This is a genomic window from Fictibacillus norfolkensis (assembly GCF_014836645.1).
Taxonomy (GTDB): Bacteria; Bacillota; Bacilli; order Bacillales; family Fictibacillaceae; genus Fictibacillus; species Fictibacillus norfolkensis.
On record NZ_JACSQM010000001.1, the window covers coordinates 467,741 to 480,305 of the forward strand.

The window sequence follows — 12,565 nt, forward strand, 5'->3', positions numbered from 1 at the left end:
TCAGGCTACTTTCTTAAGGATTGTTGCTTCCAAACTCATTTTTATTATCTTCTGTAACAATTGTATGGAGTGCAAGGCGCGAGACTGGCTCACCGCCTGCCCAGCGGAAAGCGTGCGCTTGGAACGGAAATCAACCGCTTCCTGCCACAACATAAGCCCATATTAACAAAAAAAGCCCCTCCTACAAAATGCAGGAGGGAAAGATAAGATATTTTGAAGGTTAGCGTAAATAAATACAGATCAATTAAACGATATAGCGTTCTTCTTCAAGAAGCTGAACCGCTAGTTCGCGCTTCTTCTTAATCACATTAATAGGTGTGTGACGCGTCAGTTTCTTTAACGCGGACAGCATCATACGAAGCATGTCGCCCTCTTCAACAGCAATGATAGATTCTTTTGCGTGAGCTTCAATGCGGTTGAACGCTTCTTGACAATACACTTCTGTGTAAAGAAGTTTTTGTTTTGTCTTTTCAGCTCCAGATCTTTCGATAGCTTTTTCTGTACGTAAGAGAACAGATTCCATGTTGTACACTTCACTAATGATATCTGCTAAGTTTGATAATACTTCTTGCTCTTGCTCTAACTTTGGCCCAAACTTTTGAACCGTTAATCCTGCTGTCATCAAGAAAATCTTCTTAGCCATAGACACTAGATATTTTTCTTGATCCAAGCTTTCCGTACCTACTTCAACAGGCATTAACATCATAAGCTCTTGTTGAAGCTGAGTAGCTTTTTGAATAAGTGGCAGCTCGTTTTTCATCGCTTTTTTCACAAGCGTGCCTGGAACTAATAAGCGGTTGATCTCGTTCGTTCCTTCAAAGATTCGGTTGATACGAGAATCGCGGTATGCACCCTCGATCTCATATTCAGACATAAAGCCATATCCACCATGGATTTGAACGCCTTCGTCTACTACATAGTCCAACACTTCTGAAGCTGATACTTTGTTCAGTGAACATTCAATTGCATACTCTGCGATCGCTTTTGCTAATTCACGGCCGTCTTTTTGTTTTTCTTCTGATAGAGCGCCTAAGCGGTTTTCAAAAAGACCTACTGTTCGGTAAACAGAACTTTCAGCTGCATACGTTTGAACAGCCATGTTTGCAAGCTTCTCTTGAATAAGGCTGAAAGAACTGATCTTACGCTTGAACTGTTGACGCTCGTTCGCGTATTTTACAGATACTTCAAATGCGCGTTTTGCCGCTCCTACACATCCTAATGCGAGCTTGTAACGGCCGATGTTCAGAATGTTAAAGGCGATCAGATGCCCTTTCCCTGCTTCCCATAACAGGTTTTCTTTTGGTACTTCTACATCCTCTAGGATAAGAGTACGTGTGGAAGAACTCTTAATTCCCATCTTCTTCTCTTCTGGTCCTGTGGAAACGCCTTTATAATCTCTTTCAACGATGAATGCTGTGAACTGTTCACCATCGATCTTTGCATATACTACGAAAACGTCAGCGAATGCAGAGTTTGTGATCCATTGCTTCTCGCCGTTCAATACGTAATGAGTGCCTTCAGCATTCAGCTTTGCTGTCGTTCTTGCACCAAGAGCATCAGATCCAGAACCCGGCTCAGTTAATGCGTAAGCTGCGATCTTTTCACCTGTTGCAAGTTCAGGTAAGTATTTTTTCTTTTGCTCTTCGTTACCAAAAAGAACGATAGGAAGTGAGCCGATTCCTACATGCGCTCCGTAACTGATCGAGAAACCGCGTCCGCGAGCGAATTTTTCTGTGATGAGTGAAGAAGAAATCTTATCTAGCCCTAAGCCGCCATACTCTTCAGGTACATCTGCTCCTAGTAGACCTAGCTCTCCCGCTTTTGTTAATAACTTTCTGGAAACGGTAAAATCGTGATCTTCCATCTTTTCAAGTTGAGGTACAACTTCTTTCACAACGAAATCTTCCGTTGTTTTTGCGATCATCAAGTGTTCTTCTGAAAAATCCTCCGGTGTATAAATATCTGATGCGGAAATGTCTTCGATTAAAAAGCTTCCACCAATGATTTGTTTTTCTGCTGTATTCGACATGTTTTCTCCTCCTCGTTATCCTACTAGTTCAAATACGCCTGCTGCTCCCATTCCACCGCCGATACACATCGTTACAACTCCGAACTGTTCGTTACGACGCTTCATCTCGTGCAATAGAGTTAGTGTTAGTTTTGTTCCTGAACAACCTAGTGGATGGCCAAGTGCAATCGCACCGCCATTTACGTTTACTTTGTCTTCTGGAAGGTTCAGTTCACGAATGACTTGAACGCTCTGGGAAGCGAATGCCTCATTCAACTCGAACAAACCGATGTCTGAAAGTTCTAGCCCAGCCATTTTCAATGCTTTCGGAATAGCTGCTACAGGACCGACTCCCATGATGTCTGGAGCTACCCCAGCCACTGCAAAAGAACGGAATTTTAATAAAGGTGTTAAACCTTCTGCTTCTGCTTTTTCTCTGTTCATAACAAGAACCGTTGCGGCTCCGTCACTTGTTTGTGAGGAGTTCCCTGCTGTTACAGAACCAGTCGGTGTGAATGCCGGACGAAGTTTACTAAGTACATCAACGGTTGTTCCAGCACGGACACCTTCATCAACAGACACAGCAATCTCTTTTTCAACTAGCTTTGATTGCTCATCTAACCAGCGTTTCATAACATGTACAGGAACGATCTCGTCGTTAAACTTACCTTCTTTAATCGCCGCTGCTGCTTTTTGATGACTTCTTACAGCAAATTCGTCTTGATCTTGTCTTGAAATACCGAAACGTCTCGCTACTTCTTCTGCTGTATGACCCATTCCCATGTAATATTGCGGCACCGTTTCAACTAAGTAAGGGTTAGGCTTTACAACATGACCTACTACAGGAACAAGACTCATGGATTCAGCTCCGCCTGCAAGAATCGCTTCCGCCGCACCTAGCATGATTTTTTCTGCACCATACGCAATACTTTGCAGACCCGATGAGCAAAAACGATTGATCGTGATCGCTGGTACAGTTTCAGGCAATCCTGCTCTAGCACCGATCAGACGAGCCATGTTCATCCCTTGTTCTGCTTCAGGAACAGCACATCCGATGATCAAGTCATCAATCTCTCCGTTATAATCGCCTGCACGCTTCAACGTTTCTTTGATGGTTACCGCTGCTAGTTCGTCTGGTCTCATATGTGCAAAAGAACCTTTTTTCGCTTTACCAACCGCTGTTCTAGCACCTGCTACTATTACTGCCTCTTTTAACATTGAGTTCTTCCCCCCTTAGTTTCTTAGCGGCTTGCCTTTAACAAGCATGTGCTGCATTCTCGCCTGGCTTTTTGGTTCTCCAGCTAGACTTAGGAACGCTTCTCTCTCCAAATCTAGTAAGTATTGTTCGTCTACCAATGTTCCTTCTGGCACTCTTCCTCCAGCTAAAACAAAGGCTAGTTTCTTTGCGATCTTTAGATCGTGTTCTGAAATGTATTGGCTGAAATGCATCGTCTGAGCACCTAGTGCAAGTGTTGCATATCCCGCTTCACCAACCACTGGAATCTTCTTTCTTACAGGCGGTGTATAACCAAGGCTTTCTAACGCAAGCACTTGTGTTTTAGCATCATGCAAGAGATGGTCACCATTTACGGAGATGCTGTCTTCTTTTCGTAAGAACCCTAGCTTGCGTGCTTCTTGAGCTGAAGTTGAAACTTTAGCCATCGCGATCGTTTCAAAAGCTTGGTTCGCAACTTTTTGCAGATCTCCCTTAGCTCCTTCTGGCAACTGCTCTAATAAACGAAGATAAAGCTCTTTGTTTCCGCCTCCGCCTGGAATCAAGCCGACTCCCGTTTCAACAAGCCCCATATACGTTTCAGATGACATCTGAAGTCTAGCAGCAGGAAGTGATACTTCAACTCCGCCACCTAGCGTCATTCCGAAGTTAGCTGCAACGACAGGTTTTGCACTGTAGCGTACTCTTGCCATCGCTTGCTGGAATTGACGAACCATCATATCTAGTTCAAAGAAATTATCATCTTGTGCTTCCATGAGGATAAGCATCAAGTTGGCACCAACACAGAAGTTCTTGCCTTGATTACCAATCACTAGCCCTTTGTAGTTCTTTTCTACTTCATCGATCGCCTGATGAAGCATCATAATGATTTCAGGTCCGATCGCATTATTCGGAGAATTGAACTCAAGACCCGCAACATCATCACCAAGATCGATTAGTGTCGCTCCGCCATTCTTTGTGATCACATTGCCTTTTTCTTTTAAACGGCTCAAATGAACAACTTTTTTGTTCTCTTCCAAAGGAAGATAACTTCCGTGGTGATAGTAAGTGCGATCACCTTCTTTTTTTGTATAGAACGAGTTCTTCTCGGATTGAAGAAGTTCTTCTACCCAACCAGGAATTGTCTCTCCTTCAGATTTCATTCGTTCTACAGATTCAGGTACGCCGATCGCATCCCAAATCTCAAACGGACCATGCTCCCATCCAAATCCCCATTTCATCGCTTGATCGATCGCGACAAGATCATCAGCAATCTCATAACATTTTTCTGCAGAATATAATAGAACTGGCTTAATAATGTCCCATAACAATTTTCCTGCACGGTCATCACTATATAAAAGCGCTTTCAATTTTTGGTTTGTTGTTTTCATCTGTTTTGCAGCTTCGAGTGTAGCTGTTTTCATTTTGGAGCGCGGTTTATACTCCAACGTAGCAGGATCAAGCTCTAAGATTTCACTGCCTGCTTTACTTCTTTGTTTGAGATAGAAGCCTTGACCGGTCTTGCTCCCAGTCCATCCTTTGTCCACCATTTCGTTTAAGAAATCTGGGATCTCAAACACTTCTTTTTCTTTTCCGTCAACCTGCTCATAAACATTTCTAGCAACATGAAGGAAAGTATCTAATCCGACAACATCAAGTGTTCTAAACGTTGCAGATTTTGGACGGCCGATTAACGGACCCGTAACAGAGTCTACTTCACCGACACTGTAACCTTGTTTCATCATCTCTTGCATCGTGATCATCAGTCCATATGTTCCGATGCGGTTCGCGATAAAGTTAGGTGTATCCTTCGCTTCAACTACACCTTTACCGAGCACGTTCTCACCAAAGCTGCGCATGAATTGAACAACTTCTGGTTTCGTGTCCTCTGTAGGGATGATTTCAAGAAGCTTTAAGTATCGCGGTGGATTGAAAAAGTGTGTTCCTAAAAAGTTTGCTTTAAAATCTTCAGAACGTCCTTCAGCCATAGCACGAATCGAGATGCCTGATGTATTTGAAGTGATGATGCTTCCAGGTTTTCTATATTGATCTACTTTTTCAAAAAGTTTTTGTTTCACATCTAGGCGTTCAACAACTACCTCAATGATCCAGTCTACATCTTTTAATTTTTCAAGATCATCGGTAAGGTTACCGATTGAGATTAATTCGAGATTTTCTTTCACGGCAAGTGGAGCCGGCTTTTGCTTTAATAGTTTTTGTGTGGCAGATAGAGTAAATTTGTTGCGGAATGCAGGATGATCTTCAGTGATCTCTTTTGCTTTTTCCTCTTCACTTAAAGAAGGCGGTACAATATCCAATAGTAATGTTGGTATTCCGACGTTTGCTAGATGAGCGGCTATGCCTGATCCCATTACACCAGAACCCAGTACGGCTGCTTTACGGATTTCACGAGACAAGATGGTCTTCCTCCTTTATTGAATGAATACTCATTCATTTTTTCTCCATAAAAAATTTGTTACCCTATATCCAATATAAAATATATTCTGAATTTTAGCAATAGTTGAGGGTTTTTTCTTTTGTAAACTTTCATTTCTATCTTATGCAGGTTTGATGCCTATGGTTTATCTTGTGGATTTTATGTTTTTGAATAAGGCTGTTTTCGTATTCATTGTTGCTTTTGAAAGAAGTTGATTTTCCGTTCCAGATGCTCGCTTTCCACGGGGCGAGCGGTGAGCCACTTCGCGCTTCGCGCGGGTAAGTGTCTCACCTGCTCACTCGTCCTAGCCGAGAGTCTCGCATCTTCCACTCCAATCAACAGACAAAGAAGAAAAAGATTAGAAGCAACAATCCTTAGAAAACAGCCTGAATAAAATAAGAGGAGTCTGTGTTTAAGACAGACTCCTCTTGATTACTACTATTTATTTCCCAAACACACCTTTTAATACGAACACAACGTTTGCCGGACGTTCAGCAAGACGTCTCATAAAGTAGCCATACCAGTCGTTTCCGTATGGTACATAGATTCGCATCTTGTAGCCTTCTTGCATCAGTTGGTCTTGTCGCTCTACACGAATTCCGTACAACATCTGAAACTCAAATTGATCATATGGAATGTTATGTTTTTCAACCAAGTCTTTTGTATATTGGATGATCTCATCATCATGTGTTGCGATCGCGGTATAGTTTCCGTTCAATAGATGCGTTTCGATCAGCTTTTTAAAGTTATTATCAACATCGCTCTTTTCCGGGTATGCAACAGTTTGCGGTTCTTTGTACGCACCTTTTACTAGTCGCAGGTTCGGATGATATTCATCTAACGTTTGAACATCTTCTAGTGAACGATACAAATAAGCTTGGATAACAGTTGAGATGTTATCATACTCACTCTTTAGCATCTTAAAGACTTCAAGCGTTTTTTCGCAACGCGAATAGTCTTCCATATCAATGGTAATGAAAACATTATGTTTAGTTGCTGCATCCATAATCTTTCTCATGTTGCTCAACACAAGTTCGTCACTAATGTCTAATCCCATGGAAGTCATTTTTAAAGAAAGCTGTGAATCCAGCTTTTCTTTGCTGATCGCTTTTATTGCATCTATACAATGCTGAGTCATTTCGGCTGCTTCATGTTCGTTATCGACAAACTCACCAAGATGATCGATCGTAACTGGCATTCCCTTTTCGTTCAAACGTTTGATAGCAGAAATAGAACTATCAAGTGTTGCACCTGCCACAAAACGACCTGCTCCGAAACGTAGACCGTATCTTTTAGCAAGGTTGGTTAACGATTTATTTTTAGCAAGAAATAAGAAAAAATTGCGCATAAGTTGTTCCAAGCCAATTACCCCCTAATACCCTTAAAATATAAAATAAGATTGGTTAAATTCTTTCTCTGTTGTAACCGCTTTAAATATATCATTTTTTTTGCGAATATTGTCGATTTTGCAATATTAAAAATATTTTTCATATGAAGAGTGGATTAAACAAGGTTTACTGATACGATTAAAGTAATGTTTACGGTACGTGTATTTATATTTCTTACACGTTCGCTAGTAAATGGCTGAGTTTCACCGATAGAGAATAAAGTTTCACCGCCAACACCTTACGTTCCACCTGAAAACGTCCTCTCACCACCTGTAACTACCTTCATATCACCGATAGTAGCAGAAAATGAATAGCTTGCAATAAAAAAGACAGTCGATATGACTGCCTCATGTTACAGTTTATTTATTTCTTTTGATTTCGGTGCTTTTCATTCAATTCTTTAATCTCTTGAACAAGATTTTTCATGGCATCCTTAGCATCTGGGTATTCTTCGTTCCAATGCTTTACTAATGGAGGCATACTTTTAGCGATAAACGAATAAAGAGCATACGCCTTTACCATTTCTTTATGCTTTGAATCTGAAGTTCCCAAAAGAAGCTCAGCGTATTTCTCTATTAAACAATCCAGCTGCTGCTGTAATTTATCATCCACGGTTAAATACCCCCTAGATTATTTAGAAATTTTTCAAAGTGATACAGAAGACATGATAGCTAAATAAATGGCGCTCGCCGCTAGGATAGAAGCGGCTACTGCAAGTGTCATATTTTTGTTTCGTTTTATCGTGGCAAGTATAGATAATACAAGTACTATAGCAAATGCTAGCCAAACAAGACTCATCATCGAAAAGCTGAATGACAGCATCGGATTATCGCCTGGAATCAAACCAGTGGAAAAAGTAAACAGCTTAGAAGGATCCTCCATCTTTAACGTATCCGCTACATCATGAGGTGGTGTTTGCTGAGTCATCAACGCTGTTGCTACAAAAGCAAGAAACAAGAAGATTCCTTCTGTTTTTATCCATTTGTTAAGCGCTAAACCAGTCGTACCTTGCTTTAATCTTTTTTTTAGCAAGATTCCGTTAATAAGGCTATAAATTACGATGATAAATAATAGAACATGTTTGATCAACAGTGCTTGACCATAGTCCAACAAGTAACTGTTCACATATTCAGGAACGATATAGTTCATCAACCACAATCCAGCACCGATAACGGTTGCTAAGCAGGCAACTGCCAATGGTGTGAACCATTTATAGAACGAAAGGCTTGGTCCCTCCCCTTTGCTGAAATAACCACTTACGAGAAGTACCCCAGACCATGTGATTACTGCAATAAAATGAAGAGAGTGAGCCAAGAAACCTAACGATTCTAAACTTGCTGCATGACTCGCATAACCAACAGAAACTCCCATCCCCGCTATCAAAAAGACGGCTAATCCGGCAAAGAATCGATCTTCTTTTATATCATTAAATAAAACCATGAAAAACAATAGAATGGAAATTCCGGTTAAGAAAAGCCAACCCTTTCCTACTTCAAAACTTAAAACGATGTTCTGGAACGTCAACCAATATCCGAAATCTTCTCCTAGATGCATCGTAAGTCTTACAAGCTCTCCAATACCAAACAGTGGCGTTAATGCTATTAAAATCAAGATGAACTTCTTCGATATAAAAATTTCCGGACGATTCCGCCTTGGAACTGAATATAAGATAAAAGAACCCATCAATAAAGCAAAACATACATATAACATCACCTTAGCAACAAAAAACATAAAAATAAGCTCCTTCACAACAATCTATGCTTATTGTATCAGGGATTAGGAAAGTAACAAAAATTAAGAATGACAATAAAATGAAATCTCAGTTTAAATAGAAAAAAGCTAACAGAACAGCGTATTTCTCGCGTCTATTAGCTTTTTCATGAAGTTATCGATGTCCTCGCTGCACGACTTTGGATAGGAATTTTACTCCGTCCCCATAGCTGAATTTTCTTGCAGCACGTCTAAATTCTTTCAATCCTTTACGTGTGACATTGAAATATGGATCAATGAGTCCCTGTTCTTTTAATTGACTGGCCGTTTCAATCGTGATGGAGTGTTGAATTTCTCTCATCTTGTGATTGAATTGCTCTAGACTAGCATTCAACACGAACTCTTTTCCTAGTAACTGCACAATATCTTTCGCATTTCCAGTCTGAGCTGCTTCTTCATCTATGTATTCTTCTTCAACATACTCTTGTTCGAACTCTTCTTCTTCAGCAGATTCTTCTAGAGGTTCTAATAAAGAAGTAATTCGGATAATCTCTTGTTTTGCTAACATGATTTCTTTTTCTTTTTGCAGCAAATAGTCTATGTAATCTTTTTTATCTTCTTCATGAAGGTCTTCTGTTACTAAGCGGTTCTTTACTTCATTCTGAACTTGTTTCATTCGCTTAATCTGCTCTTCTTGAGATAATAATTCACGCACAAGTTCTTCTTCTTCAGATTCCGTTAATATGACCTGATCATCTTCTATGTATTCTTCTTTTATGCTCTCTTCTTGCACTTCTGGCTCAAGTTTATTTTTGTTAGCCATCGGTATAACTGACTTCCCGGCAGATACAAAAGCCATGAGTGCTTCATTTACTTTTACATAAAACATACTGCAGATCCCTATCGCAAAAACAGCTACAAGGAATGCAAGCAAGTCAGAAAAATGAAACGTAAATTCAGTGATCACTAACTTGTACATAAATACTAAAGATATTAGACTGATTAAAATAATTTTGAACCAATGATTCCGAATTTTGATTTTCTCATCTGTTGTCTTCAAATCTATTGCCCCCTTTAACTCGTTATCCCTATAAAGGAATAACCATATAAATATTCGCGATCGATTTATTTTTTTGTCCGCAGAAAGGAGAATACAAAGAAACAGCTTTCCATAACGAATGAAAAGCTGCTAAGATACACTATTCGATAACCCCAGACTCTACAACCTCTACGTCAGTTGATACATTAATTTTCATAGAAGGATATTGCTTCTGAAAAACTTTATAGTCCCAACCTTTTTCACGCCTTCTCACTTGATCTCCTAGACCAAGGGGATCTACCTCTAATTTTTGAAACTTTTTAACGACCCCCTGCGCTTCTCGTTGTAATTGTTTCGTCAATGTCTTTTCAACGAGAGCGATGTTCGCTGGTTCCTCAAGGTTCAACCAATGTGGGTACTCATGAATCTCACCAAGAATCTTCATCTTTAAGTTAAATTGAGGGATACCATTCACTTTTTTTAGTTTATAGGTTGTCGTCCCTTTAATATTACGAATTACAGCATGGCCCTTCCTTTTTTCTTTTTTAATCTCCACCTCATAGTTACCTGACTTGGAGCCGTCCAGAAGAACTTTAAAAGGAAAGGATTGGCGATGATTTAACTTTCCTACATACTTATCCCCTTTAAACAGAGCTATCCCTTCTAGCTGGATCGATTTTTTATGCGTCTTTACGATGGGTAAGAATGGGTCGATCCCTTCCCCATAATAGCTATAAAGAAAAACATGCAGATTCGTTTTGGGTAAATTCTCACTCTTAATGTTCTGATCGAGCAAATCCGCTAAGTACATGGACGGAAGAGCAGAAGCTGTATACTTCGTTGTTAAAAGTTCATTCGTGCTACCATTTACAACAGACAAAAATAGACGATTTCCTACATTAGGATCTCGATATAGTGAATTCACGATCTCTAATATTCCTTTTTCGGCAAAACGATCATTGAAAAGAACGGCACGCAATTGTCCTGTTGTGAGAGTTTTAGGTGATTGTGTATTGAGTTTAGATCGAATAAACCGGCTCGTATGAGAGACTGCTGTTAATGTTTCAACTCGAACATTTCCATCCATATTAAACACCGGATAAGTGATCGTTCCTTGAATACTTTCATCTGGTTTCTTATCAAAACCAATGGCATGGATAAGCTGTACTTCATCAATGATCTCTTTAGGCACACATCCTGCCAATATAAAGATAAAAGAAAGAATAAGCAGTCTGTAATATTTTTTCATTCGTCGATATCCTTTTTCTTTCTCATTTCTTTAACCTTATCTTTAGATGGCAGATTAGTGCCTAATGAGATGGGGCGTTTCAACAGTCGGTTGTATGGAAGTCTGAAAATCGTATCCGTCATATCTAATAAACGCGGCGGATAGATCGGCTGTAGATATGGTCTGCCTAATGATTCTAGTCGCAGAAGATGGACTAAAATAAATGACATAGCAAGTACGATACCCACTCCGCCCCAAAGTGCTGCAAAAAAGATAAATGGAAAACGAAGGATTCGAATCGTATTTGCCATTTTATAGATCGGTGTTGTAAACGAAGCTAGTGCAGATAGTGATACGATGATTAAGAGAATATTACTCGTTAACCCCGCTTCTACAGACGCCTGGCCGATTACAATACCTCCAACGATCCCGAGTGTTTGACCCACTTTCGTAGGTAGACGAGCTCCCGCTTCTCTCAACAGTTCAATCGTCAACTCTAAAAACAACACTTCTAATATAGGCGGAAACGGAATGTTCACTCGTGACGAGATTAATGGCGCCAATAGATCTTTAGGAATCATTTGATAGTGATAAGTTAGAACAGCCACATAAAGCGGTGTTGCAAAAGTTGAAAAAATAACAGAAATAAAGCGTATGAAGCGGAAGAGTGAGCCTAGGACCCATGATAAATAGTAATCTTCTGGTGAAGCAAAATATTCTGAGATTCCCGTTGGTCCGAGAAGTGCTTGAGGTGAACCTTCCGAGAGAATGGCAATTTGTCCATAATTCAACATGGACACAACCCTGTCAGGCCGTTCGGTTGTTATAAGCTGCGGAAACACTGACTTCGTATTATCCGATATGATCTGCTCTAAATAAGAACTATCGGGAATAACTTCTAGTTCAATATCCTTGAGTCGCTGCATCACGGTGTTCAGATTTTCTTTATCAGCAATCCCTTCTAAATAAGCGATGATAACACGTGTTTTAGAGAATTTTCCGAGCACGACTTCTTTAAAACGAAGTTCAGGAACAGGCAATCTTCTTCGGATCAAATACAGATTGCTGTCTAAGTTCTCAATAAAAGCTTCTTTCGGTCCTATTACAGAGAACTCAATTTCAGATACAGATACTGGACGGTTTGTTGCAAAGTTCTCGGCACGAATGACTGCACATTCTTCATCATATTCGCTTAGTTGAACAACGATAAAACCACGTAATAGTTTATTTTGAATCTCTTTTATATCATTTGTGATCGTAACACTCTCGATCGGTAATATATCTTTTAAATCTTTTATATTTCTAAAATCTTTGCTATGTATTAAATAAGGAAGCAGATCTCGATGAAGCAGTTCTCCATCAATCATCGCTTTATAATAAGAAATGTAAATATGGTGATGCACCGTCTTTTGAGGATAATGGATAAAATCAGCAGACTCCTTCGCATTATCCACAAGCTCTCTAATATCGCTATACGTATTATCAGACAGATCAATCGTATGACTCTGCTCTTTCGGCTTCTTTTTAAACCATTTCATCATA

General features: G+C 39.9%; 9 protein-coding genes. All 9 read right to left on the minus strand.

Annotated features, from left to right (window positions below; all coding sequences use genetic code 11):
* Positions 1–244 precede the first annotated feature (244 nt).
* Positions 245–2,029, minus strand: coding sequence for an acyl-CoA dehydrogenase family protein (locus H9648_RS02365; protein WP_191752161.1), 1,785 nt, complete (start codon positions 2,027–2,029; stop codon positions 245–247).
* Between the two features lie 15 nt (positions 2,030–2,044).
* Entirely contained in the window at positions 2,045–3,226 is a 1,182-nt protein-coding gene (locus H9648_RS02370; RefSeq protein WP_191752162.1) for an acetyl-CoA C-acetyltransferase, read from the minus strand.
* A 15-nt stretch (positions 3,227–3,241) separates the two neighbouring features.
* Entirely contained in the window at positions 3,242–5,638 is a 2,397-nt protein-coding gene (locus H9648_RS02375; RefSeq protein ID WP_191752163.1) for a 3-hydroxyacyl-CoA dehydrogenase/enoyl-CoA hydratase family protein, read from the minus strand.
* 462 nt (positions 5,639–6,100) lie between these two features.
* On the minus strand, positions 6,101–7,018 hold the full coding sequence (locus H9648_RS02380) for a proline dehydrogenase family protein (RefSeq protein ID WP_191752164.1): 918 nt from the start codon (positions 7,016–7,018) through the stop codon (positions 6,101–6,103).
* Between the two features lie 391 nt (positions 7,019–7,409).
* On the minus strand, positions 7,410–7,658 hold the full coding sequence (locus H9648_RS02385; RefSeq protein WP_191752165.1) for a DUF2573 family protein: 249 nt from the start codon (positions 7,656–7,658) through the stop codon (positions 7,410–7,412).
* A 33-nt stretch (positions 7,659–7,691) separates the two neighbouring features.
* Positions 7,692–8,777 carry a copper resistance D family protein gene (locus tag H9648_RS02390; protein WP_191752166.1) on the minus strand — a complete coding sequence of 362 codons (1,086 nt, stop codon included), beginning with the start codon at positions 8,775–8,777 and terminating at the stop codon, positions 7,692–7,694.
* A gap of 154 nt (positions 8,778–8,931) precedes the next feature.
* On the minus strand, positions 8,932–9,816 hold the full coding sequence (locus H9648_RS02395; RefSeq protein ID WP_191752167.1) for a hypothetical protein: 885 nt from the start codon (positions 9,814–9,816) through the stop codon (positions 8,932–8,934).
* Positions 9,817–9,955: 139 nt separating this feature from the next.
* The gene (locus H9648_RS02400; RefSeq protein WP_191752168.1) at positions 9,956–11,044 is read right to left on the minus strand and encodes a Ger(x)C family spore germination protein; all 1,089 of its coding nucleotides are present in this window, start codon (positions 11,042–11,044) and stop codon (positions 9,956–9,958) included.
* Complete coding sequence (locus H9648_RS02405; RefSeq protein WP_225218679.1) at positions 11,041–12,564, minus strand: spore germination protein; 1,524 nt, start codon at positions 12,562–12,564, stop codon at positions 11,041–11,043. The genes H9648_RS02400 and H9648_RS02405 overlap by 4 nt, the downstream gene beginning before the upstream one ends.
* Between the last annotated feature and the right edge of the window lies 1 nt (position 12,565).